This window comes from Microbulbifer sp. A4B17 (assembly GCF_003076275.1).
In the GTDB taxonomy this organism is placed as follows: domain Bacteria; phylum Pseudomonadota; class Gammaproteobacteria; order Pseudomonadales; family Cellvibrionaceae; genus Microbulbifer.
Window position 1 is genome coordinate 3214698 of sequence record NZ_CP029064.1, and the last position, 25939, is coordinate 3240636.

General features: G+C 52.3%; 22 protein-coding genes. 10 read left to right on the forward strand and 12 right to left on the reverse strand.

Annotated features, from left to right (window positions below; all coding sequences use genetic code 11):
* Positions 1-60: 60 nt before the first annotated feature.
* Together cysS and BTJ40_RS14300 are read right to left on the reverse strand one after the other, a co-directional pair.
* Positions 61-1437: a cysteine--tRNA ligase gene (gene cysS, locus BTJ40_RS14295; protein WP_108733724.1), complete on the reverse strand. Its 1377-nt coding sequence runs from the start codon at positions 1435-1437 to the stop codon at positions 61-63.
* An 87-nt stretch (positions 1438-1524) separates the two neighbouring features.
* Positions 1525-3198, reverse strand: a complete 1674-nt coding sequence (locus BTJ40_RS14300; RefSeq protein WP_108733725.1) for a glutamine--tRNA ligase/YqeY domain fusion protein — start codon at positions 3196-3198, stop codon at positions 1525-1527.
* Positions 3199-3411: 213 nt separating this feature from the next.
* On the opposite strand from BTJ40_RS14300, the gene BTJ40_RS14305 reads away from it, so the two are divergent.
* Together BTJ40_RS14305 and BTJ40_RS14310 are read left to right on the forward strand one after the other, a co-directional pair.
* Positions 3412-3921: a peptidylprolyl isomerase gene (locus BTJ40_RS14305; protein ID WP_108733726.1), complete on the forward strand. Its 510-nt coding sequence runs from the start codon at positions 3412-3414 to the stop codon at positions 3919-3921.
* A gap of 35 nt (positions 3922-3956) precedes the next feature.
* Positions 3957-4682, forward strand: coding sequence for a UDP-2,3-diacylglucosamine diphosphatase (locus BTJ40_RS14310; RefSeq protein WP_108733727.1), 726 nt, complete (start codon positions 3957-3959; stop codon positions 4680-4682).
* Here the strand turns inward: BTJ40_RS14310 and BTJ40_RS22945 are convergent.
* The 3 genes from BTJ40_RS22945 to BTJ40_RS23195 all read right to left on the reverse strand — a co-directional run bounded on the left by BTJ40_RS22945 (position 4679) and on the right by BTJ40_RS23195 (position 5758).
* On the reverse strand, positions 4679-4810 hold the full coding sequence (locus tag BTJ40_RS22945; RefSeq protein ID WP_255422615.1) for a hypothetical protein: 132 nt from the start codon (positions 4808-4810) through the stop codon (positions 4679-4681). The two genes, BTJ40_RS14310 and BTJ40_RS22945, sit on opposite strands and share 4 nt — an antisense overlap.
* A 330-nt stretch (positions 4811-5140) precedes the next feature.
* Entirely contained in the window at positions 5141-5335 is a 195-nt protein-coding gene (locus tag BTJ40_RS14315) for a hypothetical protein (protein WP_108733728.1), read from the reverse strand.
* A 162-nt stretch (positions 5336-5497) separates the two neighbouring features.
* A complete protein-coding gene (locus BTJ40_RS23195; RefSeq protein WP_108733729.1) occupies positions 5498-5758 on the reverse strand; it encodes a condensation domain-containing protein in 261 nt (86 codons plus the stop codon).
* A gap of 552 nt (positions 5759-6310) precedes the next feature.
* Between BTJ40_RS23195 and BTJ40_RS14325 the strand changes: the two genes are divergently transcribed.
* The 5 genes from BTJ40_RS14325 (at position 6311) to adiC (ending at position 14828) form a co-directional block, all read left to right on the forward strand.
* The gene (locus BTJ40_RS14325; RefSeq protein ID WP_157954080.1) at positions 6311-7471 is read left to right on the forward strand and encodes a saccharopine dehydrogenase family protein; all 1161 of its coding nucleotides are present in this window, start codon (positions 6311-6313) and stop codon (positions 7469-7471) included.
* Positions 7472-7563: 92 nt separating this feature from the next.
* The gene (locus tag BTJ40_RS14330; protein WP_108733731.1) at positions 7564-9246 is read left to right on the forward strand and encodes an FMN-binding glutamate synthase family protein; all 1683 of its coding nucleotides are present in this window, start codon (positions 7564-7566) and stop codon (positions 9244-9246) included.
* 25 nt (positions 9247-9271) lie between these two features.
* On the forward strand, positions 9272-10984 hold the full coding sequence (locus BTJ40_RS14335) for a thiamine pyrophosphate-dependent enzyme (protein ID WP_108733732.1): 1713 nt from the start codon (positions 9272-9274) through the stop codon (positions 10982-10984).
* A gap of 50 nt (positions 10985-11034) precedes the next feature.
* Positions 11035-13338: an Orn/Lys/Arg decarboxylase N-terminal domain-containing protein gene (locus BTJ40_RS14340; protein WP_108733733.1), complete on the forward strand. Its 2304-nt coding sequence runs from the start codon at positions 11035-11037 to the stop codon at positions 13336-13338.
* Positions 13339-13346: 8 nt separating this feature from the next.
* Positions 13347-14828 carry an arginine/agmatine antiporter gene (gene adiC / locus BTJ40_RS14345; protein WP_255422914.1) on the forward strand — a complete coding sequence of 494 codons (1482 nt, stop codon included), beginning with the start codon at positions 13347-13349 and terminating at the stop codon, positions 14826-14828.
* 2 nt (positions 14829-14830) lie between these two features.
* On the opposite strand, the gene BTJ40_RS14350 is transcribed toward adiC, so the two are convergent.
* From BTJ40_RS14350 to BTJ40_RS14360, 3 genes are all read right to left on the reverse strand, one after another.
* The gene (locus tag BTJ40_RS14350; protein WP_157954081.1) at positions 14831-15301 is read right to left on the reverse strand and encodes a YpsA SLOG family protein; all 471 of its coding nucleotides are present in this window, start codon (positions 15299-15301) and stop codon (positions 14831-14833) included.
* 220 nt (positions 15302-15521) lie between these two features.
* Complete coding sequence (locus BTJ40_RS14355) at positions 15522-16151, reverse strand: malonic semialdehyde reductase (RefSeq protein ID WP_108733736.1); 630 nt, start codon at positions 16149-16151, stop codon at positions 15522-15524.
* 55 nt (positions 16152-16206) lie between these two features.
* Positions 16207-16671, reverse strand: a complete 465-nt coding sequence (locus BTJ40_RS14360) for a DUF3429 domain-containing protein (protein ID WP_108733737.1) — start codon at positions 16669-16671, stop codon at positions 16207-16209.
* 71 nt (positions 16672-16742) lie between these two features.
* On the opposite strand from BTJ40_RS14360, the gene BTJ40_RS14365 reads away from it, so the two are divergent.
* Positions 16743-17003, forward strand: coding sequence for a DUF3081 family protein (locus tag BTJ40_RS14365; RefSeq protein ID WP_108733738.1), 261 nt, complete (start codon positions 16743-16745; stop codon positions 17001-17003).
* Between the two features lie 642 nt (positions 17004-17645).
* Here BTJ40_RS14365 and BTJ40_RS14370 read toward each other — a convergent pair.
* The 3 genes from BTJ40_RS14370 to BTJ40_RS14385 all read right to left on the reverse strand — a co-directional run bounded on the left by BTJ40_RS14370 (position 17646) and on the right by BTJ40_RS14385 (position 21057).
* The gene (locus tag BTJ40_RS14370) at positions 17646-17864 is read right to left on the reverse strand and encodes a hypothetical protein (RefSeq protein ID WP_108733739.1); all 219 of its coding nucleotides are present in this window, start codon (positions 17862-17864) and stop codon (positions 17646-17648) included.
* Between the two features lie 467 nt (positions 17865-18331).
* Complete coding sequence (locus BTJ40_RS14380) at positions 18332-18535, reverse strand: hypothetical protein (protein WP_108733741.1); 204 nt, start codon at positions 18533-18535, stop codon at positions 18332-18334.
* Positions 18536-20430: 1895 nt separating this feature from the next.
* A complete protein-coding gene (locus tag BTJ40_RS14385) occupies positions 20431-21057 on the reverse strand; it encodes a tRNA-(ms[2]io[6]A)-hydroxylase (RefSeq protein WP_108733742.1) in 627 nt (208 codons plus the stop codon).
* Positions 21058-21276: 219 nt separating this feature from the next.
* On the opposite strand from BTJ40_RS14385, the gene BTJ40_RS14390 reads away from it, so the two are divergent.
* A complete protein-coding gene (locus tag BTJ40_RS14390; RefSeq protein WP_108733743.1) occupies positions 21277-22212 on the forward strand; it encodes a hypothetical protein in 936 nt (311 codons plus the stop codon).
* Between the two features lie 43 nt (positions 22213-22255).
* Here BTJ40_RS14390 and BTJ40_RS14395 read toward each other — a convergent pair whose 3' ends face one another.
* Positions 22256-22705, reverse strand: a complete 450-nt coding sequence (locus tag BTJ40_RS14395; RefSeq protein WP_108733744.1) for a DUF1289 domain-containing protein — start codon at positions 22703-22705, stop codon at positions 22256-22258.
* 304 nt (positions 22706-23009) lie between these two features.
* Between BTJ40_RS14395 and acnB the strand changes: the two genes are divergently transcribed.
* Positions 23010-25625, forward strand: coding sequence for a bifunctional aconitate hydratase 2/2-methylisocitrate dehydratase (gene acnB / locus BTJ40_RS14400; protein WP_108733745.1), 2616 nt, complete (start codon positions 23010-23012; stop codon positions 25623-25625).
* The last annotated feature ends 314 nt before the right edge of the window (positions 25626-25939 follow it).

Genomic DNA, 25939 nt, shown 5'->3' on the forward strand with positions numbered 1-25939 from the left:
CCAAGCCGGGAAAAATCTATCGGTGTCTCAAGTCTATCCGTATCTCGGGGTGGGACCGCGCTATTCGCGGCGCCACTTGGTCCCTTCGCGGCTATCCTCAAGCACCACACCTTTGGATTTTAACTCTTCGCGAATCTCATCGGCGCGGGCAAAGTCACGGTTCTTCTTGCTCTGTGCGCGCTCTTCGATCAGTGCTTCAACTTCTTCGGCAGAAATACCTTCATCTCCACCACGGGCCTGTTTGAACCAGGCTTCCGGGTCTTGCTGGAGAATGCCCAGCATATCTGCAGCGGCCAGCAGCAAACCTTTCAGGCGTGCTTTATCCGCCTCATCGGCTTTGTTCAGGTCGCGGGCAATCTGGTGCAACTCGCTGATGGCGATCGGCGTATTCAGATCGTCTTCCAACGCCTTGATAAAGGCACTGTCGTTAAGATCTGCCGCTTCAGCCTCAACCGCTTCCGTTTCACGCAGGGCACCGTAGAGAGTATCCAGGGTGCGCCATGCCTGATCCAGCAAATCAGCACTGAAATTCAGTTCTGAACGGTAGTGGGCAGACAGCAGTGCGAAACGCAGCACTTCACCGGGGTATTGGCTCAGCAGGTCTTTGACCATGCGGAAGTTGCCCAGGGACTTGGACATTTTTTCGCCATTGATATTCACGTAGCCGTTGTGCATCCAGTAGCGCACAAAATCCACACCATTGGCGCAGCAGCTCTGGGCGCGCTCGTTTTCGTGGTGGGGGAAGGTCAGGTCGCGACCGCCGCCATGGATATCGATAGTGTCACCCAGGTGCTTCTTGATCATGGCCGAGCACTCCAAGTGCCAACCCGGGCGCCCACGGCCCCAGGGGCTGTCCCAGCCGGGCTCGTCATCGGCGGACGGCTTCCACAGTACGAAGTCGCCGGCGTACTTTTTGTAAGGCGCTACTTCCACCCGCGCACCGGCGAGCATATCGTCGAGGGAGCGCTTGGACAGCTGACCGTACTCCTGCATGGATTCCACGGCGAACAGCACATGGCCTTCGGCGGCGTAGGCGTGGCCTTTCTCCAGCAGGCTTTCGATCATCGCGATCATTTCCGGCAAGTGCTGAGTGGCGTAGGGGACAATATCCGGCTCCAGGTTATTGAGCGCGGCCATATCCTCGTAGTAAGCCTGGGCATAGCGCGCTGACAGCACGCCGATTTCCTCGCCGTTATCCCGCGCGGTCTTCATGATTTTGTCGTCAATATCGGTGATATTGCGCGCGTAAATCACATCGCTGAAATTTCTTTTCAGTACCCGGTACAGGGTGTCAAACACCACCACAGGGCGGGCATTGCCAATATGCACGCGGTTGTACACGGTGGGGCCACACACATACATGCGCACCTGATCTTCCACCAGTGGTACGAAGGGTTCTTTCTTCCCGGAAAACGTGTTGTAGACCTGTAGAGACATCTTTTCTCTCGAATTCTTTTTGCTGTGTGGCTGGGCCAGTCATTGACCCAGCCGCGAAAACTGCCGCTCGGGCAGCTCTCCGCTTTGCTATTTGTTTTGCTCTTTGGCCCAGCTGTCGCGCAGACCAATGGTGCGGTTAAACACCGGCGCTTCTGCGCTGCCGTACTTGCTGTCGCGACAGAAGTAGCCGTTGCGCTCGAACTGGTAGCCCTGCTCCGGCTCCGCTTTGGCCAGGCCGATTTCCGCCTTACAGCCTTTTAGGATTTGCAGGTTGTCCGGGTTTACGCAGTCGAGGAAGTTCTTACCGCCGGCATCCGGCGCCGCATCATTGAACAGGCGATCGTACAGACGCACTTCGCAATCGACATTGTTGTCCGCAGATACCCAGTGAATAACGCCTTTCGGTTTAACGCCGTCGGCCGGGTCTTTGCCCAGGGTGTCCAGATCAACTGAGCAGATCACCTCAATAATTTCACCGGCATCGTTCTTCACGACTTCTTCAGCAAAGATCACATAGGCGTTGCGGAGGCGAACTTTTTTGCCCAGCACCAGACGCTTGTACTTCTTGTTGGCCTCTTCGCGAAAATCCTCTTTCTCAATATAGAGAGTGCGGCCAAAAGGAAGTTCACGGGCCGGCAGATCATCGCGCACCGGGTGGCCGGGTGCCGACAGCATCTCTTCCTGGCCTTCCGGGTAATTTTTCAGGGTGACCTTCAAAGGCTCCATCACACACATGGCGCGCGGTGCATTTTTATCCAGATCGTCGCGAATGCTGTATTCCAGCATGCCCACATCGACAACTGAGTCGGAGCGGGTTACACCGATCATCTCGCAGAAGTTGCGAATGGAAGCCGGGGTAAAGCCGCGACGGCGCATACCGGACAGGGTCGGCATGCGGGGATCATCCCAGCCGTCTACATGGCCTTCGTCTACCAGTTGCTTGAGCTTGCGCTTGGACACCACGGTGTAGTTGAGGTGCAGACGGGCAAATTCATACTGACGCGGACGCGAAGGCACCGGCAGGTTCTCGATCAGCCAGTCGTACAGCGGCTTGTGATCTTCAAACTCCAGGGTACAGATGGAGTGGCTGATACCCTCAATCGCATCACACTGTCCGTGAGCGAAATCATAGCTGGGGTAAATGCACCACTTATCACCAGTCTGGTGGTGAGCCATCTTTTTGATGCGGTAGATGATCGGATCACGCAGGTTGATATTCGGTGCGGCCATATCGATCTTGGCGCGCAAGCTGCACTGGCCCTCTTCCATTTCACCGTTGCGCATCTTTTCAAACAGCGCCAGGTTTTCCTCGACAGAGCGATCCCGGAAGGGGCTGTTCTTGCCCGGCTCTTTCAGCGTGCCACGATAGTGACGAGCTTCTTCTGCGGACAGGTCGCAGACATAGGCCTTGCCATCTTTAATCAGGTGCAGAGCCCACTCGTACAATTGATCAAAATTATCCGAGGAGTACTTCGCCTCGCCATTCCACTCAAAACCGAGCCAGGAGACATCGCGCTTAATCGCATCGACAAACTCTTCTTCTTCCTTGGCCGGGTTGGTGTCGTCAAAGCGTAAATTACAGGTGCCACCGAATTCCTGCGCCAGACCAAAATTCAGACAGATGGACTTGGCGTGGCCAATATGCAGGTAGCCGTTGGGCTCCGGCGGGAAGCGGGTCGCGATCTGCGTAACCCGGCCCTCAGTCAGATCTTCACGGATAAGGTTCTGTAAAAAGTGAGCTGGCTTGCTCTCGGATGTCATAGGATTCTCTTAATTTACAGCTGTGCGAACGTAAACGGCGAATTATAACCTACTTGAGAGACAGAATATCGAATTTGAAGGAACGCTTTTCATAGAAATTCACTGCAAGCGTTTGATTTTTGTGCAATTGACACAGATATTCCGACACAGCATTTTACAGCTACAGACTACAAGGTATCATGCCGCCCCAAATCAACCCTCATAGGACATTTTATGATCACCCTTCACACAACCCATGGAGATATAGCCATCGAATTGGATTTCGAAAAGGCACCCAAGACTGCTGCCAACTTTTTGCAGTACTGCCGTGACGATTTCTATACCGGCACTGTCTTCCACCGGGTGATCAACAACTTTATGATCCAAGGTGGCGGCATGACTCCGGACATGCAGCAGAAGGAAACCCGCGACTCCATCGAAAACGAAGCCAACAATGGCTTGAAGAACGACACTGGCACCCTGGCCATGGCCCGCACCATGGATCCGCATTCCGCCAGCTCCCAGTTCTTTATCAATGTTAAGGACAACGATTTCCTGAACTTCCGCAGCGAAGACTCTCAGGGTTGGGGTTACTGCGTATTTGGTAAGGTTGTCGACGGCATGGACGTGGTCAACAAAATCAAAGACGTTAAAACCGGCAGCAAAGGCTTCCACCAGGACGTACCCCTGGAGACTATCGAAATCACCGGTATCAGCATCTCTGACGCCTACGCCGATAAGTAATTCCACGGGTCAGTACCGACTCTAAGGCGGGGACATTGTCTACTTATTTTATTTCTGACTTGCACCTCGACGAAAAACGCCCGGATATTACCCGGGCGTTTTTTGATTTCCTGCACGGGCGAGCTGCCGGTGCTGAGGCGCTATATATTCTCGGCGACTTTTTTGAGGCGTGGGTTGGCGACGACGACGATGCCCCGCTGGCCCGCGAAGTGATTGGCGAGCTAAGCCGCTATAGCGGTACCGGCGTAGAGTTGTACCTGATGCACGGCAATCGGGATTTCCTGTTGGGTAGCGACTTCGCCCAGCGCGCGGGAGCCACTTTACTTCAGGACCCGACTGCGTTGTCCCTCGGTAATGAGCGCGTGCTGCTTATGCACGGCGACAGCCTTTGCACCCTCGACAAAGAGTATATGGCGTTCCGCCGCCAGGCCCGGGACCCCAAGTGGCAACAAGAGCTATTGGCCAAGTCCCTACAGGAACGCCGCTCTATTGCCGCGCAGATTCGTATGGCATCCAAGAGTATGAACAGCCGCAAGGCCGAAGACATCATGGATGTAACCCAGGAAGAAGTGGAGCGGGTGATGCTTGAGCACAATGTGCTTCGACTGATCCACGGCCACACCCACCGGCCCGCCCGCCACGCGTTGACGATCAACGGTGAACAGGCGGAGCGTATTGTGCTGGGAGACTGGGATAAGAATGCCTGGTGCCTGAAAGCGGACAAAGACTCACTGGAGTTGATTCACTGGCCGATCGGCTAGGAACCGGCGTTTTGGTAGAGGCTCTGCTGTTGCTGCACAGCCTCTACCAATTCCTCAAGCGTCTCCCGCAAATGCTGCACGCCCCCAAATTGAAAACCTTTCCCCTGTAAATAAGCACAATCCATCATTGCTGGCGCCAGTAGTCCCTACTCTCACATTTCCTCCTAACAATTATATTTTCTAGGCACGGGATAGCTCATCCAGATCAACAGCGATATCCCGCCCCTCGTAAACAGCCGACTACAAGTCGATCAGGGGCTTAAACTTTCAACTTTTGAGTGCTGCTTTTGCCAGGGTTTTTCATATTGGTAGTGGATGACATAAATACTGTCCCACTGCCACAGTTGCGGTAAATTCAGGTGGAGGTATAGCAGGGCGTTATAGATATCAGGCAGGCCGTTCCAACGAGAGAAAAAGGTCTGGTCTGTACACCGCCAGAAAACACCCAGCCAATCCAGCTACTCGAGTATTTTCTGGTAGATCACTTCACTTGGCACCGCAGTAAATAATCCCGAATTCGTACGATGAAATCCATCCCACTCTTCGTAAAGATTGGGCGCCTCACAAGATTCCGGATAGTTCATCAGGTGATCAATATTGAATGATACCAGTGTGTCCACATCCAGGAAGACAAGCTTGTCGAACTGAATCAATTGCCGCAGTACCAGCTTGCAAAAATTATTCAGCGGGTCATGAAAGACAGGCTTGTAACCCCTATCAAAGGGCGCACACAGGTGTAGCGCTTCGCGCTCATAATGGCGGGTAAATTCATCAGAAAAACGCGGCGTATAGGCTTCTTTTATTACACAACCAGCCTATTCCAAAGTAGCAGTATCACAACAATTAGCCGACACATACAAACTAGGGGATCGGGACAGAACTTCGGACCAGAGGAGCGATAAACTGATTCCATCACTAATGATATGGTGGCATTTGGTTAGGAATATAAATTCACCCTCTCCGGTGCGAAGAAGGCTGAGGCTCAGCAACTGATCCTCAAGCAGATCATTTAGTGCACTCCCAAACTGGCGCAGAAAACTCGCTACATGCGCATCGCTCAGATGGCGAATACCCATAGAGTCGAATTAGATATCAACAAAGGAGCGCATGGTGTGCTGTCCTCGATAGCGACACAAAAAAATCGGATATAGATTTACCACCTCAGAGATGGATTTTTTAAAACGTCTAAATATCGAGGCGTCCTTTAATAATCATGGCGCGCGCAATCAAGTCTGCCAGAGTCCTGCGGTGATTCAGATCATAAATTCGCTACTCAATGATGGACAAAGGCACTTGAACTAATAAGTTCCAACTCGCCATGGCGGCCTCCTGAAATACTCCACCCAATAGGGAACCCGGTGAAAACAGGCGAGATCCCCGAGTGGGTCACTTTTAGCATATACAAAACAACAGAATGACAACGGCCATGACCCAGAGATAAAGCCAAATCAGCGTTGCGGATTATTGAAAGGACTAGACGTACATGTGAAGCCGCACTTTGATAATGAGCCTCTCTGAGCGCCAGAAGCATTACGAAATTATTCAGAGGCCCCCAAGATTTTCTTGATTTAATCTGCAGGCACAATGCATGATCTCTACAGACCACAAGGGACAGGAGTTCCATCCAGGTGATCAACAACCTGAATAAACGCGTATTGATTCTCGGCGGCTACGGCAATTTCGGCGCACGTATAGCGCAGATGCTGAAATCGGAGCCTGATATCCAGCTGATAATTGCCGGCCACAACAAGAAATTGGCAGACCGCTGCGCCCAATCACTCGGCGGCCTGGCCGAAGGGCTCAGACTGGAACGGGACTCCATTAACCTCGCCGCCCAACTAAAAGCCCTGCATCTGGATCTACTGATTCACTGTGCCGGCCCCTACCAGAGGGAAACCGACTACCGTGTGGCTAAGGCCTGTATAGAAGCGCGTACGCCCTATATTGATATCTCAGATGCTCGCCGCTTTGTGTGTGATTTCCACCGCCTTTCCCCCGCTGCCAAAGCCGCTGGTATTACATTGGTATCCGGTGCCAGCAGCCTGCCCGGGCTCAGCTCGGCGGCCCTGGCGGAGATCCAAAAGGAGTTGCCGGTTATCCACTCTGTAGAAGCGGCAATCGCACCAGCGCACAAAGTTGAACGCGGTCTCGCTACTGTGCGCTCAGGTTTTGAATCCCTGGGGGAGAGTTTTCCCCAGCTGCGCAACGGCCGCTGGAGAGAGTCCTTTGCCGGCAACCACCTGCGCTCAATTACCCTGGCCCACCCAGTGGGAAAGCGCTGGCTATGCGATTTTGAAGTGCCCGATCTGGAATTGTGTCCCAGGTACCTGCCCGACTTAAACACTGCATTGTTTTCCACCGGCACAGAACCGCTGATACTCCAGGCCGGTCTGTCGCTGTGCGCCCAGCTCTCGCGCCTGAACTTACCAGCCACCAGTTCCCGTGTTGCACGTATCGCCCATAAACTCAGCGCCCACTGGCCCGGCGGCAGCTCTCACGGCGGAATGATTGTTCGCGCATTGGGTGAAGATGCCGAGGGTAAAAAGTCTGGCATGCAGTGGCAAATTCTGGGACTGGATGGCGATGGCCCCTGGATTCCAGCAGCCCCCGCTGTTGCACTGGCGAGAAAATTCCTGCGCAATGAGATTTTGGAAAATGGTGCCCTCGCCTGCTGGCAGTTACTGAAACTGGAAGAAATACTACTTGAGCTGAAGGATTACTCTATCGTCACCGCGATCGAGTTTTTACCGAGCGAGCAAAACGCCCTGCCCGCCCTAATGGTCAGCTAGCAAGCTAATACTGAGTCATTTCGAGGCAGAACCCGCTCAAATGATCTAGGTTCAGTATCGGAACTTTATGTAACGATGCTGAACCTGATTTTATGAGTACGCCCAACCCCTGGTGCGCCTATTCCGGTCGGAATGGTATAAAGCGCGCAATTATCCCTGTTACCGCACTCATCCTGACACCTTTCTTCCTGGTGCTCACTTTTACGGACAGCGCCTGGTGGTTGATTGCTCTGCTGATCAGCGTCTTCCTGGTCCTGCTGGGGATTTACGATATGCTCCAAACTCACTGGAGCATTACACGGAATTTTCCGGTTGCCGGGCGTATTCGCTGGTTATTCCTGAATCTACGCCCCTATTTTCGCGCTTATATGGTCGAGGGTGATGAAGAGGGGCGCCCCTATAGCATTGAGGCCCGACGCTTGGTCTACGCCCGCTCCGAAGGCTTTTCAGATATGCATCCGTTCGGGACCGAAAAGGATGTTCAGAACGAGGAGTATACCTGGCTCACCCACTCAGTGAAGCCTGAGAAAAATGCCAACACTGCCTGCCGCACAGAAGTGGGCACAGGCCGTTGCAAGCAACCCTACTCTGCCGCCCTACTAAACATTTCTGCTATGAGCTTTGGCGCCCTGTCCGCTGCCGCAATAGAAGCCTTGAATAAGGGAGCCTCAATTGGCGGTTTTTACCACGATACAGGTGAGGGCGGCATCAGCCCCTATCACCGCAAGCACGGCGGCGACCTGGTCTGGGAGTTAGGCACCGGATATTTCGGTGCCCGCAACGACGACGGCAGCTTTAATCCCGACCTGTTCCGTGAGGCCTGTAATGACCAGGTAAAAATGACGGAGATTAAATTGAGCCAAGGGGCCAAGCCCGGACACGGCGGGGTACTGCCCGGTGCCAAGGTCACTCAGGAAATCGCTTCCACCCGCAAGGTACCTCCCGGCCAGAACTGTGTCTCCCCCCGCTCACATTCTATGTTCTCCACCCCCATCGAAATGCTGGAATTCGCCGAGCAAATGCGAGATCTGTCCGGCGGTAAACCGGTTGGGATAAAACTCTGCGTAGGGCATATCTACGAAGTGATGGCCATTATGAAAGCCATGCACGAGACCGGAAAGCTGGTGGATTTTATTGTGGTGGACGGTGCCGAAGGTGGCACTGGCGCAGCACCACTGGAACTCTCCAATCATGTGGGAATGCCACTGTTGGAGGGCCTGATTATCGTGCGTAATGCCCTGGTGGGAGCGGGCCTGAAGGACAAGGTCAAACTGGCTGCCAGCGGTAAGGTTTACTCCGCCTCCGGCCTGGCCCAATGCCTAGCCATCGGAGCCGACTGGTGCAATGCCGCACGGGCATTTATGTTTTCCGTAGGCTGTATCCAATCCCAACGCTGCCACACGGATACCTGTCCCACTGGCGTTACCACCCAGGACCCACGGAGACAACGCGGGCTGGTGGTAGATGTACAGAGCAAAAGAGCAGCTGCGTTCCAGGCAAAAACTCTCGAAGCACTGGGGGATATCGTGGCCGGCGCGGGGCTTACCGATCCCCGGGACCTGAAGCCCTACCACCTGATCCACCGAATCAATGCCGCCGAATCCAGGCCAATAGACCGCATCTGGCATTTCCTCGACAAAAATTCATTAATCGAAGCACCGGAAGACACCCCCTATTGGCACTGGTGGCTGGCCGCACGGGCTGACAGTTTTCTACCTGCGATCAAGCTCGAAGAAGGCAAGTACGCATCGATCCGCCGCTCCATTAATCGCTAGCCTCACCCAATCTTTGGAGACCGCTATGCAGACTGTTTCAGAAATTATCGTCGATACACTGGTTAAGGCCGGTGCCAAGCGGTGTTACGGCATTGTCGGCGATACCATCAATCACTTCACCTCTGCAGTGCGCACCTCTGATCTGGAGTGGGTACATGTACGCCACGAGGAAGTGGGCGCTTTTGCAGCTGGGGGTGAGTCCTACCTTACCGGTGAATTGAGCGTCTGCGCAGGAACCGCAGGGCCCGGCAGCCTGCACTTTATCAACGGTATTTTTGAGAGCCACCGCAATGGCGCCCCGGTGCTACTGATAGCCTCCCGCATCGATCGGGCGGAACAGGGTTTAGGCTTCCCCCAGGAAGTAGACCAACAAAGGCTCTACGAACAATGTTCGGTGTTCTGTGAAACACTGACAGATCCAGATCAAGCCCGCCGAATGATTTCTCTGGCCGTACAAACCGCGCTCAACCGCCGGGGGGTGGCAGTAGTGCAAATCAGTGGCGACATCTTCAAGGAAAAAAGTAAAGACAGCCTGCCCTGGTCTGTACACCGCCCAAACTGGATAGCGCGCCCGTCTGACAGTGAGCTCGACGCGCTAGCTAAGAAAATCAACGCAGCAAAGAACATTACTATTTACGGTGGTATCGGCTGTCGCTACGCCCACGATGAAGTAGTAAAGCTGGGACAACACCTGGCTGCTCCTATCGCTCATACAACCAAGTCGAAAGAGTTTCTCGAATACGACAACCCCTGCCATGTGGGCATGACCGGGATTCTCGGCAATCCGGCCGGGTACCGGGCAACGATGACTTGCGACTTGCTACTGTGCCTGGGCACCGACTTTGCCTACACCCAGTTCTACCCGGAAAAAGCCACCATTGTTCAAATTGATGCAGAAGCGCCACACCTTGGAAGGCGCACCCCTGTGGATATGGGCCTGGTAGGACATATAGGCCCCACTATTGAGGCACTTTTGCCCAGGTTAAAAGCGCGTACCGACAGCAGCTTTCTCAATGACCTGCTCGAGCGATACAAAAAGGACCGAGAAGAGATGGAGAGCCGAGGCAAGGAGAAGGATCCGAGTCTAATCCACCCGCAATTTGTCTCCCAGACACTCAATAAGCTGGCCGATGACGATGCCGTATTCACCGCCGACGGCGGCGCCTGTATGGTTTGGTTGCTCCGCGACCTGACTGCCAACGGTAAACGCTCATTTCTCACCAGCCTTTCCCACGGCACCATGGCCAACGCCTACCCCCAGGCCCTGGGTATGGCGAAAGCCTATCCAGAGCGCCAGGTGATCGCTATGTGCGGCGATGGTGGTATGACCATGTTAATGGGAGACCTGCTTACGCTGGTACAAGAGAAAATCCCGGTAAAAGTCCTGGTTTTCAACAATCACTCGCTCGGCTTTGTAGAGATGGAGCAGCGTATCGAGGGGCTGCTCGACAGCTATACCGATTTACAGAACCCCGACTTTGGCCGTGTCGCCGAGGCCTGCGGCATCAGCGGTGCCAGTATCGAGAGTGCAGATCAGCTGGAGGAAAGCATGAAGCGCTGGCTCGCCACGGACGGACCGGCATTACTCAGCGTGCCGACAAACCGTGTGGAACTGGTGATGCCACCGGAAGTTACGGCGCAACAAGTCACCTCCACCGCACTGTTCGGACTCAAGGCAATACTCAACGGCCGCGCCGATGAGGTGGTGGATTTGCTACGAGATAATTTCCTGCGCTGAGCCTACTTAAAGGGTGTGCCGGATTGGCACCTTGAGGCGGAAAAAACTCCATGCACCACCTCGGACAGCAACGCCACAACCGCATGCTGGCCCTGATGGCCAGCGCAGAGTTCGACGACAACAGTGCTCCGGGGCGTGCTGCCACTCGGCTTCGCAACGAATTGTCCGAACGCAATATCGACCTGGTGACAACCACCAGCAGCAGTGATGCCGGAGTTATCCTCAGCACCAACCCAGCGATACAGTGCTTGTTAATCAACTGGGCTCTACCCGGTGAAGGGGCGTGCCCCGCCCTGGATGTGCTGGAACAACTGCGCGCCCGCAATCTCAAAATGCCCGTTTTTCTGCTCGCCGACCAGCAGACCGTCAGCACCATGCCGCGCCGGGCACTGGAGCTGGCCAATGACTTTATCTGGATGCTGGAGGACACCCCCACTTTTATCGGGGGACGAATCCAGGGGGCCATTGAGCGATACCGCCACACAGTCCTTCCGCCGATGTTTCGCGCCCTCACCCACTTTGCACGAGTACATGAATACTCGTGGCACACACCTGGCCATACTGGCGGCACCGCCTTTCTGAAATCTCCAGCGGGACGCGCGTTTTACGACTTTTTTGGGGAAAATATGCTGCGTTCCGATTTGTCGGTATCGGTGACAGAGCTGGGCTCCCTACTCGACCACGCGGGCCCCATTGCCGAGGGCGAGCGCTATGCGGCAAAGGTATTTGGCGCGGACAGGACTTACTATGTCACCAACGGCTCCTCCACTTCTAACAGGGTAATCCTGATGGCGTCCGTTACCCGTGGACAGCTGGCTCTGTGTGACCGCAACTGCCATAAATCCGTAGAGCACGCCATCACCATGTCCGGTGCGGTACCCACTTACCTGGTACCACTGCGCAATCACTATGGCCTTATCGGCCCGGTGCCACCACAGCAGCTCAGCGCCACAGCTATAACTGAAGCCATCCGACAGAACCCTTTGGCGAAACAGGCAAAAAACTCCCGCGCCATTCACGCGGTTATTACCAACTCCACCTATGACGGCCTTTGCTACAACGTGCGCAGGGTTGAGGAGCTTCTCGGCGAGTCTGTCGACCGATTGCACTTTGACGAGGCCTGGTATTCCTATGCGCGCTTCAACCCTATCTACCGGGATCGTTTCGCTATGTACGACCAAGGGGAGGCTGAGGCGAGAGAGGGGCCAAGCAAATTTGCCACACAATCAACCCACAAACTGCTGGCCGCCCTTTCCCAAGCCTCCATGATCCACATTCGCGACGGACGTAAACCTATCGAACACGGGCGCTTTAATGAAGCTTTTATGATGCATGCATCAACCTCGCCGCTCTATTCCATCATGGCATCCAACGATGTCAGCGCGGCCATGATGGACGGCCCCGGGGGCACTGCACTAACCGATGAAGCCATCGCCGAAGCAGTGGCCTTCCGTCAGGTTTTGGCACGTCTGCGGCAGGAGTACCGCGACAAGGAGGAGTGGTTTTTTGATGGCTGGCAACCGGACCATGTCACCGACCCGGATAACGGACACAACTATGCCTTTCACAGTGCGCCGGCGGACTTGTTATGTCACCAACCGGACTGCTGGCTATTAAACCCCGGTGATTCCTGGCACGGTTTTGGGGATATTGAACCCGGATACTGTATGTTGGACCCCATCAAAGTCTCGATCACCACCCCCGGTATGCAGCGCGATGGTCTGCTTGCAGAAAAGGGGATACCGGCGGGGATTGTCAGTAAATACCTGGACAACCTCGGAATTATTGTGGAGAAAACTACTGACTTCACCATCCTGTTCCTGTTTTCCATCGGTATCACCAAGGGCAAATGGGGCACCCTTATCAACGCACTGCTGGCTTTTAAACGGGACTATGATAAGAACCGCCCCCTGAGCCAGTGCCTGCCAAATCTATTACAGCAATATCCCGCATACCGGGATATCGGTTTACGCGACCTTGCCGGAGACATGTTTTCCACCATGAAAAAACTGCGTACTACCGCGCAAATGTCCGCAGGATTTTCGGCGCTGCCCAAGGCCGACTGCAGTCCGGTCCAAGCCTATGAAACCCTGGTGCGCGGCGATGTGGAAAGACTGCCCTTAAACCGCCTGGCGGGGCGCACTGCCGCTAACGGCGTTGTCCCCTACCCCCCGGGAATTCCACTGCTGATGCCCGGAGAGAATTTTGGAGATTCCAATAGCCCGGCTTTGAGTTACCTCAAAGTCCTTGAGTCCTTCGATCGACAGTTTCCCGGCTTTGTCCACGATAACCACGGAGTAGAGGTGCGGGACGGCCACTATCATATTTACGCCCTGCGGGGAGACTCGCCATAGGCTCACCTATCAAAGAGGAGCATAAAATAGGCCTGGTACCCGCGACCCTGATGGTTGCGGGCAATATGATGGGCTCCGGGGTTTTCATGCTCCCCGCCAATCTCGCCGCAGTCGGTAGTATTTCTCTGATCGGCTGGCTGATAACCATCGTCGGCGCTATCTCCCTGGCCCTGGTATTTGCCAAGCTCGCGGCTATCTATCCCGCAGCCGGCGGCCCCTATGCCTACGCGCGCCGCGCTTTTGGTGATTACATCGGCTACCAAACCAACCTGGTTTACTGGCTGGCCAATGTAATCGGCAATGTTGCGCTGATTACTGCTGGCCTGGGCTATCTGACCCATTTTTTTCCACCGTTAAAAGACCCACTGACTTTTGCCATGGCCCAGATTGCTATGGTCTGGCTACTGACTTACGCCAATGTACTGGGCCCGCGCACCGTCGGTCGCATCCAATCCCTCACCACAAGCCTGGTTTTGCTTCCGATCCTCGGCACCGCTATTTTTGGCTGGTTCTGGTTCGATGAGCAAAACTTTGTCAGCAGCTGGAATGTCTCAGGCAAGAGCGACTCCAGTGCCATTATGGCAAGCCTGACCTTCACGCTCTGGGCCTTTATTGGGGTGGAAACTGCCTCAGTATCCGCCGCAGTGGTAAAAGACCCCACCAAGAGCGTCCCAGTCGCGACCGTTGGGGGGGTAATCCTGGCTTCTATTGCCTATGTACTCAGCTCATCGGTCATTATGGGGATGCTGCCAAACCAGGATTTAATCAGCTCCTCCGCTCCCTTTGCCGATGCTGCTCGCCTGGCACTGGGAAATACTGCGGCCAATGTCGTAGCCCTATGTGCCGCTATCGGCTGTATCGGTTCGCTGGGCGGCTGGATACTGCTGGTGGGGCAGTCTGCCAAGGCGGCGGCAGATGATGGCCTGTTTGCAGCGCTATTTGCCCGTACCAACAGCAAAGGCGTGCCTACCGGCGGATTGACCCTGGTGGCTGTGCTGATGTCTGTATTAATACTTACCACCATATCGCCAACGGCCAGCCAGCAGTTTGGCAAAATTGCCTCTGTCGCTGTGATTATGACGCTGATGCCCTATATCTATTCAGCGATAGCTTTGCGGGTTTTGGCCTACGGCAAAATGCCGCCTCAGCAGTACGGTCTGTTTACTGTAATTTTACTGATTGCAGCGGTGTACTGCCTGGTGGCCCTGGTGGGATCTGATGGGCAACAAACCCGCTGGTCCCTGATCTTTGTGATTGCGACAGTCATTTTTTATGCACTAATTTTAAATCGCCGTCGCAGCGTTGAAGAAAAACACTTTCTGCCCGGTGGGCCAGAACCAGCCTGGGTTCACTACTTCACTCTATTCGCCACAATTGCTGCCCTGTGCCTGTTCTTCTGGTTTTCCGTAGGGCAGTATCCGGACCTGGAGTTGCGACTGCGCGCACCCAACCCCTCAGATCATCATATTGAGAAGCACATTGAACCCTAATCTCAACGGGTCAGCGCCCTCTCGATGGTTTCGGCAGTAATTTCAGTAATCCCCTGGGAGTTGGATTCACGATTACCCGCCACATTAAGCGTCTGCGGACGGTTCTTGAGGATAAAGTCGCTCACCAGTTGTACTCGATCGGCGTCGGTCGGACTGACCACCAAGTGCGGTTTTCCCGATACCTGGCAGAATTCAATAGTAAACAGGGTGCCATCACTGCCGGGATTGGTTGTAAAAATAACAGTGGCATCGGCGTTGCGGATATTCTCACGGGTACGCTCTTCCAGGTCCGGGGACGTATTTTCAATCAGTCCAAACCCTTTTAGAAACTCCGGCCGATCCCCGATCTCAGTCCAATAACCCAGCGGTGCTGTACCGCCAGTGGCAATTCCCAGGCGCTGCCCTGCCAACAAGCCACCGATATCAGCCCCTGTCTGGCCACCACTGATAATTTTCTCCGGTCGAAAGATCACTATTTCCTCCGATATTGTAACTCAAACAGATCTCTCCACCATGACCCAACTAATATCTCGGCCAAATAACTACTGAAGAAAATCTTCATTCCCGACAAGAAATATTCTTTCAGGTGAATTAACCGTTGAGATCGTTTAAGAGCCACTAACGCACACCTGGTCTCGATTAATTATTATCAACCCTTGATAAGCGAATACGAATTATATTGAGAGCGGCAACTTACAAAGTTCTGCATACTTCATCGAAATCCAACCGGGGATTGCGCGGGTGTAATTTTTCAGTTTCGCCATAACCGAGATTGCACAGGAAGTTTGACTTGATATGACAACCGGGGAAGTGCTCTGGCAAAAATGCAGGAGCTGAACACTTTTCACTGAAGAACTCCTCATCGACCATTGCATTATCGAAGCCCGACATTGGACCGCAATCAAGCCCCAGGGCCCGCGCCGCCAAAATAAAGTACCCTCCCTGCAGGGAGCCATTGCGAAATGCCGTCACTTCAGAATATTCCGGACTATCAGCAAACCATTCCCGCGCAGGCACCTGAGGATAGAGCCTGGGCAGAAGTTCATAAAAGTGCATATCGTAAGCAATAATCGCTGTCACTGGGGCCCGCATTGTTTTTTCAATATTTCCCGTATTCAAGGCCGGTTTAAGCCTCTCCTTCGCCTCCTTGCTCACAACAAACACCAATCGCATGGGGCAACAATTGGCACTGGTGGGTCCGAACCTGACTAGGTCGTAGAGCTGTTTCAAAACTTCTTCCGACACAGGTCTATCCTGCCAGTGACTATGGGTTCTGGCATTGTTGAACAGTTGATCGAGTACCGCGGAGGAAACCGGTTGCATAACAGCTACCTCTAAATAACTTCTCTAGCTAAAAGTCTAGTTTGCGCCAGCCATTTCAAAGGAGCAGCAGAATCATCAGCAGATGGCAGGCCATCACCAGATAAGTCACGATGCTGCGAGTGCGAAAATACTGGTCCCGTCCTGGCAGGTTGGGGTTTAGCCGAGACTCCGCCCAGGAAACAAAACCGAAAGCGAGTAACAGCACTGGTAGTGCCCAGGCAGTGCGAAACATCAGCAGCGCGACCCAACCAATCAATGTCACCAGATTACTCAACAGCGCCAACATCAACCGATGCGGATGCCCTACCCGATTAAGTGCAGCACCCCACCAGACGCCACAAAGAAAACTGAGAATCACAGCGCTATAAGCCGTGAACAGCAGGCGCGGGCTCACTCCCCAAATAGAAAATCCCAACCACTGCATAAAGATTCCAGCGACAAATGGAATCAAACCAAGGTAAGCCAGCCAGTCAAACAGCCGCGTATCTACCGGAGGGTAGTTATGGATGTCAGTGTCCATGTCGTCTAAGCTTCCAAGTCAAAGACAGTTTCGTCCCAAAACAACAAGCTTAGCGGCAGGAGCAAGCAGCAATGGATGCCGAACACAAAATTGATGTCAAACAAGCGCTGCGGGTATTTGATAGAGCGACAAAGGAGGGGCGTAAGGAGGGTAATGAATGGCATTATCAGGGTTTGGCGGTCAGCACCGACTTTGACGGCTATACGGTTTTTATCAATTCCCCCAAAGTGAAACTCACCATATTTTTCCACAATAAATTTTCTGTGGACTCCACCAGCAGTAAAGAGCTTGAAGAGTTTATAAGGTTGCTAAATAAGCTTGATTCAGAGTAAGAGGCAGTAACCCAGGATCATCAGACTGAGCAAATTTTGAGCATCAAAATGACGCCACTTTGAGAGCAATCCCTCGATACTCACTTAAAGAACACCATAAGCACAAATAGAGACATTATCCGCCACCACACTTAAAAGTCTCAGAATACCGAATACATCCGGTTTAAGATGGGAACCTGACACTGCCGCAGCTATCACCCAGATAAATTGATTATTTTATAGCGTTGTTTGGGTGATACAGATTTTTGAAGCCCCAAGAAACTGACTAATCAAGTCTGAACGACTACATCTTAGCTGTGAGGGTCTTTTCTAAGCACCCTCAAAACACTGGAAAATTTTCTACTGATCCACTGTCTGCATACTTATAAGTTGAGTATGCGATAATTACAATATATGGAAACGACTTTTATTTGTACGATAACAACATTTACCACTGTGCTTCAGCAAAGTTTCACTGGCCTATGAAAGACCAGATACGCTGGCAGTTACGGCAACAAGAAATAATCCATATATAATCTTCATTAAGATTCCGCTTAAATGATCCAGATTTCCATAGTTTCCTGGTTTTCGATTCAACCAGAGAAGATTAACCCAGCGGAACACTGCCCCACCATTTTACCATAAGTCCGCTGGGCTAAAATATTACTCCTCTCCCAGTAGAGCTCTAATTATTGCCCCAATAATATAACCAACATTATCCACCATGGTACCAGATATACCAGCTTCAGCCGTTAATATTTCTTTTGAAAGGGTTTTTCCTTCTGCTAATACCGGATTATGAATCACATCCTCATGCATTGAGCCAGCAACACATACACTGACAGTTGCGGCAATAAAAAACAATCTATATATAATCTTCATTGATATTCCTCATAATTGTTCCAGTTTCCCATCTTCCAACAATCACACTATTTATGGGACATCCACATTAATGGATATTTGAGCGGTCTTCAAACCTATTAGATTAAAATTGAAAGCTCATATGAAACCTTATTAGCTTCCAAGAATGAAATAACGCCAACGAGATCAGCCTAGGCACATCTATCTGACGGGACAATGTGGCCAGCCAGCTTGAACTTGCAGTAGTCGACTGCCCTCTGAATCATATTCAATCTCCCTGGAATCTTAAAAAGCATCAAAAGGTTCAGTGTTATCACCGGGATAAGCGCTAAGTACTTCTCTGCCGTCACTAAAAACAGGAGATCACCACTTGTCCATATGGTGGAATCGATTTTAAAAAATCCAACCACCAATTATCCACAACCAGATATTTCATAAAACACCAGTCCCAAATGACAGCATCTACACCTAGTGTAAAGTCAAGGCCATCAAGGAAGTGAAAGCTTTGCGCCAGATTCTGGATCTGTTGTCATATGTATGACACCATATAACCAAGTAATCATCTCTCCAATTTCCTTTTGAAATCGCTCCTTACATTTCATTGCTTGTAAATATTTTTTAACACCCTCAAGAGTCAATAAAATCTTTACAGCTTTGAAAAAGCTTATTCCAGCCGACATCATTGATCGCATAAAATATCGCCTTGTGCATCAATATTGATGCAGGGTCAGCTATCCATGTTGGCGTTCAAACGGCAAAATATTAACCTATTCCGACAGGGTAAAGTTAGTAATTTGCCATCTTTTTGCAGCCCTTCTTGATGAAAGTCAGGTAGCCTCAACCCCTAAGAGGAGTCTTAAAGACCTTATTGATACGCCCATCTATCCAAGGGTAAATGTAAATCAGGGTCATATCTACTATAGAGCGTCCCAAAGTCCTTTATCTTAGCTACAAACCAAAATGCCAGGCAGTCTGAGTGATCAGACTCACCGTGATAGTGCCTTGTTTTATAAGGCCTTACGCAAGATTTTCCAGTAAAGAACAAAACAGCCTTGCCTTTGTGTTTCTCTCAGAACCTATATATTTATAGGAACTGAACGATAGTTTCTCCATTACTTACTTTTTTTGGAGGGAGGGGAGAAAAACCGGGCCCCGATGGGAATTTTTATACTGGGTCACTTTCAGTGTGAGCTTCATTAAATAATCGCCTCGATCAAGCCAGCCGCCTCAGCCGGCTGTTACCTAGGAAAACTGAGAGATTGACACATTCATCTTATTTCCCCGACCAGATAAACTTGGTGTAACTCCATCGGCCGCGATGCCGCCCCCCCACAGTTAATCACCAGCCTCCTAAAACACAAAGAAACTTCCTATTTGGCATCCACCTAAGTTTGTACAAAAACGGTAACTAGCCCATAAAGCAGTATTAACATACCCGGGTTTCGATTCTGCGCGAAATTGGTACTTCTGAACAATTTAAAGAAAAAAGAGAGTGGAAGACCATCGCCTAAGGCATAGCCCCTCCCTGAACCCGCTGAACCCGCTGAACTCGCTGAACACCTCAAGCAGTTGGAGATGAGTGGATTTTTCATTAATCAGTGTCATCATATCCCGTGAATATCCCCCCCCTTAAAACCCCAAGTATCTTTATTTTAAAAAGCTGGGTTCTGCTCCTATTCTTCCCTTCCAACTTACTCCTTGCTTAGTTAAATAGATCTTTCTATCTGGTTATCAGTAAAAATTTTAGCCAAAGGCCAGCCAGATCTTTTCTTGACACTAGCCCGGACAGGTTCGAGTAGTTTTTGGGAATCTCAATAACTCGCTACCTACTTCTTTTAGAGAGCTCGAAGTAATCAAACCGAAACGAAAGAGTTACAGCACTTGCTTAAGCATTATTGCTCTCTGGGCATAGATGTAGATTACGGACTATTAAGGGGATATTCACTGCACACTTCAAGCATAACGTATGCTCTCTGCTCCTATAATAACTGATTGAAAACAACAGGCTGATTAAGAAGCGGCTCTTGAATTTTCAAAGGATGGCATTTAAAAACTCTATTTCAACGCATTGATGCCATACCAACTTTGCTTTGTCGTTTTAAGGGAAGGATGGTCAGTAGAAATCCACTGGGCAGAGCAAAAAAAGCTTTTATTAAAGCTGGGGCTAATAGGGCTTTTATATGATATCCCTGGAGTACAAATTTTATTTTCCAGCATTCTAATGATGGTACAGCTTAAGAATACCCTTTAGTCTTAAATAATTACTACTCACTCCACTTACCTATAGTGTTCGATCAAGCAATATCGGCTTGTACCAGCGAGATATTAAAGAGATCCATACTGATTTTTAAAGCACAAACGTAGAACGGGGTAAACGTAACAGGATCACCAAGCACTCCCACGATAACACCTTAGCTAACGATTAGAGCTACTACCGGTATAACTCAGCTTAGTGAGCTTTGACAGCTAGTATTCTGGAGTTTCCCCCTATAAAAGGGGCTTCATAGGATCAGGAAGCCTGCAGCCAATAAACACCCATTCAAAAGCTTCCTGAAAATCTGAGCCACCTTAGCAGGCCAGGCGGGAATTACTGCCCGGTACTCTCCGGCACACCACTGTGAAAGCGGAACTGCCCATCACTGCCTTGCACTAATTCCTTTTCTTTCTCCAGCAGCGCTTGAACTCTGGGTTGAATATCTTCATCAGAAGCCTTCTGGGCAAGGTGCAGGTAATCGCGGAAGTGACGCGCCTCAGATTTAAGCAGGGAGAGATAAAATTTCTGCAACTCATCATCTAATTGAGGCGCAATCCGCGCAAAGCGCTCGCAGGAGCGCGCCTCGATAATAGCGCCACAAATCAACGTATCAATCAAACGTCCCGGCTCTGCGCTACGCACTTCGGCGCGAAGGCCGGCGGCGTAGCGGGAAGCACTGACGTGGGGATAGGCGATACCCCGTTTCTCCATAATCGCCAGCACCTGCTCAAAGTGGCGCAGCTCTTCACGGGCCAGACGCGACATTTTGTTCAGAAGCTCAAAGTCATTCAGGTAGCGAAACATCAGGTTCAGGGCAGTACCCGCCGCTTTTTTCTCGCAGTTGGCATGATCGATCAGCATCATTTCCGGCTCCTTCAATGCCGCCTCCACCCAGGCATCAGGCGTGGGACACAACAGGAATTCATTGATAGCGGACAGATCTGGGACTTGAGCATTCATAGGACGAACAAACTTAACCGGAGCAAAATAACTTGGCGCGGGATTATAGCGGCCCTAAGTCACAAAGGCCCGCTTTTAAACCGCCAACGGACTCTACTCCCCGACTGACTAACCCTTGCAGCAATTATCCAGGAAGGTCCCTAGTGACAAATACACTCACCTTGATAACGATTTATTAAGTGCATTAATATAAAGATTGCTTTTTATCCGGCATATCTGATGAATGACTACAGAACTCAGGCAAAAGCTATACCACCGCTATTGGAAAACGTCCATGGCGCCGCCCAGGCCCTGAGAGAATCCCTGGAGTTGCTGCAAAATGCCGAGAAACCCTGGCAGCACTATCTACTTCAGCCCCCTTTCGCACAGGATGCCGCACTCAGTCTCAATCAGAGCTTTGAACGCCCCTATTCGCTATCAGGCGATCTCTACTCACAACTCGACTATCTGGAGCCCATTAGCGCCGGAGGAGATGCCCGCGCTACTTTACAGGTACCGGGTTTATTGGCAGTGCCGGCCAAAACCCTTGAGCTTGCCCAACAACTCAATAACCACAAAGAGATCTTTGCCAAGGCTATTGCCGAACTCCGTAGCGCCCTCGCAGAGCGGCCAGTGGCCGAACAGGATCGCACTGTGCGGGAAATCCTTGCGGATGCTGGGTACCCCCGCGCACATCTACGCCAATGCTACCGCCTGGTGTTGATGTGCCCGAAGCGGCCCGATGCCATCACTCTTTCATGGATCAAGGCGCGTAAATCCATTCGCAAGGTCACGGTGAAATGGTGTGAAAAGAAGTTGGTGCAGCTCGACCCTCAGGGGTCCGATCCCGGTATCCAATACCAGCGCCAGCTACTCGCCGGGCTACATAAAAGCCAGCAGGAGGATTTACGCCAGGTGCAAGTGCAGAGTCGCCCCAATCTCCAGGTAGCGGAAATCTTCTATGGGCACAAGTTAAGAGAGGAAGAGGAGTATCACCAGGTTGGCTATTCCTCCATGCCGATTCTGGTGGAGGCCAATGAGGCCGGGCAGCTGCCCGAATTCACCCGAGTCGACCACCAGCCGAGCTTGAGCCGGCGGCGCCAGCGACGGGATCTGGCAATTGCCAGCGAACCCTTTCTACCAGCGCTCAGAGTATTTTTGCGCCAACAGCGCTGAATCCAAGCCCCCAAATGGGGCTGCCATCAATTTTTGAACCGTCTTATGTAATACCAGGCGCCACATAGCGCTGGTAATAGGCGACAGACAGTGCGTAAAAATCTTCATCAATAAGGCGGCGAATTTCCACCAGTGAGACGCCGCGCGCCTGCGCAGTGGCCTGCAATCCAAACGCTTTCAAGTCGGCTATTTGGCTGGCACCTGCCCGCAACAGTTCAAACACCCAACAGTAGGGATTTTGACTTTCATCAAAACGGACCCGCTGGTGATGGAGCTGCTCCAATAGCATCTCGCGATCCACGATCTCCAATTGGCTGCGCACTGCGTTCACCAAATACCCTTCGCGGCGCTCAGCAATTACCCGGCGCTGTTCTTCACTGTAGGCATTCCAATCAATCACCTCGTGTGCAAAGCGCTTGCAACCACGACAAACATCATCGCCAATTCCCGTGGAACAAACACCGATACAGGGCGTGCGAACCTTCTTATACATTAACTATCCGACCAACCTATTTATGCCGCCCGCGCGGCCTTCAAATTGCGCGTAGCCTATTTTGTTTCCGCCGCCAAGAAAAGGGGGGAAGTACCAGCTTCCAAACCACTATAATTCACCTGGCAAATAGTCATAATTCACTTAAATTATTGATTTTTCGATAAACTTAACAGCAGTAGGGCTTTCCTGTAGTATTCGCCCCCCGCCATCAGCGGCCTCGAAAAAAAAATCCCGGCTGACAGTTAATAGACCGGGAATTCCACCCGCTGTAGGTGCCACCCCACACACCAAGAGGGACTTATCAGTGCTTGAAGCCTATCGCAAACACGTCGCCGAACGCGCCGAACAAGGCATTCCGCCAAAGCCATTGGACGCCGAGCAAGTCGCCGGCCTGGTTGAATTGCTGAAAAATCCGCCAAAAAGCGAAGAACAGGAACTGGTTGACCTGCTCACCCAACGCGTTCCACCGGGCGTTGACGAAGCCGCTTATGTTAAAGCTGGCTTCCTGTCCGCCATCATTAAAGGTGAAGCAGAATCCCCGCTGATCGATCGCAAACACGCTGTAGAGCTGCTGGGCCAAATGCTGGGCGGCTACAACATCTCCACCCTGGTCGAGCTGCTGGACGACAAAGATCTGGCCGAACTGGCTGCCGAGCAGCTAAAAGGCACTCTGCTGATGTTTGACGCCTTCCACGATGTGGAAGAGAAAGCCAAATCCGGCAACGAATTCGCCAAAGCGGTAATGCAATCCTGGGCTGACGCCGAGTGGTTCACCAAGCGCAATAAAGTGCCCGAGAGCATCAAAGTTGCTGTATTCAAGGTAACTGGCGAAACCAACACCGACGACCTGTCTCCGGCACCGGATGCCTGGTCCCGTCCGGACATCCCCCTGCACGCGCTGGCCATGTACAAAATGAAGCGCGACGGCCTGGAGCCAGAAGAAGCAGGCGTTACCGGTCCGCTGAAGCAGATCGAAGAAGTTAAAGCCAAGGGCCTGCCCGTTGCTTTCGTTGGCGACGTAGTAGGTACCGGTTCTTCCCGTAAGTCCGCCACCAACTCCGTGCTGTGGTACTTCGGTGAAGAAATGCCTGGCGTACCTAACAAGAAGGGCGGCGGTATTTGTATCGGCGGTAAAGTTGCCCCGATCTTCTACAACACCATGGAAGATGCCGGCGCGCTGGTATTCGAAGCCCCCGTTGACGAACTGGGCATGGGCGACGTTATCGAGATCCGCCCTTACGACGGCAAGATCCTGGCCGAAGACGGCAAAGTCCTGTCTGAATTCCAACTGAAGTCTGACGTACTGCTGGACGAAGTTCAGGCTGGCGGTCGTATCAACCTGATCATCGGTCGCGGCCTGACCGGCAAAGCCCGTGAAGCCCTGGGCCTGGCGCCTTCCGAGCTGTTCCGCAAGCCTGAGCAGCCCGCCGACACTGGTAAGGGTTACACCCTGGCGCAGAAGATGGTTGGTAAAGCCTGTGGCGTTGAAGGTATCCGTCCGGGCACCTACTGCGAACCGAAAATGACCACCGTGGGCTCCCAGGACACCACTGGCCCCATGACCCGTGACGAACTGAAAGACCTGGCCTGCCTCGGCTTCTCCGCCGACCTGGTAATGCAGTCCTTCTGTCACACTGCTGCCTACCCCAAGCCTGTCGATATCGACACCCAGCACACCCTGCCGGACTTCATCATGAATCGCGGCGGTGTTTCCCTGCGTCCGGCTGACGGCATCATCCACAGCTGGCTGAACCGCATGCTGCTGCCGGACACCGTAGGTACCGGTGGTGACTCCCACACCCGCTTCCCCATGGGTATCTCCTTCCCGGCAGGTTCCGGTCTGGTAGCTTTCGCCGCCGCTACCGGTGTTATGCCGCTGGATATGCCTGAGTCCGTACTGGTGCGCTTCAAGGGCAAAATGCAGCCCGGCATCACCCTGCGCGACCTGGTTCACGCCATTCCTCTCTACGCCATCAAGCAGGGCCTGCTGACCGTTGAGAAGAAAGGCAAGAAGAACATCTTCTCCGGCCGCATCCTCGAGATCGAAGGCCTGGAAGACCTGACTGTAGAGCAGGCATTCGAGCTGTCCGACGCCTCCGCCGAGCGCTCCGCTGCTGGCTGTACCATCAAGCTGTCCGAAGACACCATGTCTGAGTACCTGCGCTCCAACGTAACTCTGTTGCGCTGGATGATCGCTGAAGGTTACGGCTCCAAGCGCACCCTGGAGCGCCGTGCGCGCGCCATGGAAGAGTGGCTGGCCAACCCGAAACTGATGGAAGCGGACGCCGACGCCGAGTACCTGGAAGTGATCGAGATCGATCTGGCCGAGATCAAAGAGCCGATCGTATGTGCTCCTAACGACCCGGACGACGCACGCCTGCTATCCGACGTTGCTGGCGACAAGGTAGACGAAGTCTTTATCGGCTCCTGTATGACCAACATCGGTCACTTCCGCGCTGCCGGTAAATTGCTGCAAGAACACAAAGGTGGCATCTCCACACGCATGTGGATCTCTCCGCCCACCAAGATGGACGAGCACCAGTTGATGGAAGAGGGTTACTACAACATCTACGGTTCTGCCGGTGCCCGCACCGAGATGCCCGGATGTTCCCTGTGCATGGGTAACCAGGCGCGTGTGGCTCCGAACAGCACCGTACTGTCTACCTCTACCCGTAACTTCCCCAACCGTCTGGGCGATGGTGCCAACGTGTACCTGACCTCCGCTGAGCTGGCTTCTGTAGGCGCCATCCTAGGTAAACTGCCGACTCCGGCTGAGTACCAGGAATACGCACAGAACCTGGACTCCATGTCCAGCGAGATCTACCGCTACCTGAACTTTGATCAGATTGAAGACTTCCAGAAGTCTGCCGAAGAAGGCAAGCGCATCGCCGCGACTGAGATCCAGGAAGTGAATGTCTAAGTGACAGCCTGATCCAGACTAAAAGCCCCGCTATTTAGCGGGGCTTTTTTTGCGTATTGAAAATTCATCCAATTAGTGCCCTCCAGCCAAGCAGAACCCAATTTATCGGCATAAATATTTCACATCACTCAAATCCCACAGAAAGCCTTAAAGTCATACCGCTACAACTGCTGGCGAATCACTATTGAAGCCTTCAAGAACTCTTCTGAGAACTGTAAGTACACTCCTACGACCGAGATCCATTGAATTGCTCTTTAAATAAAAGAATAAATAACAAAAAAAACGCCACTTTGTGAAGTTATATATTGCCCTAC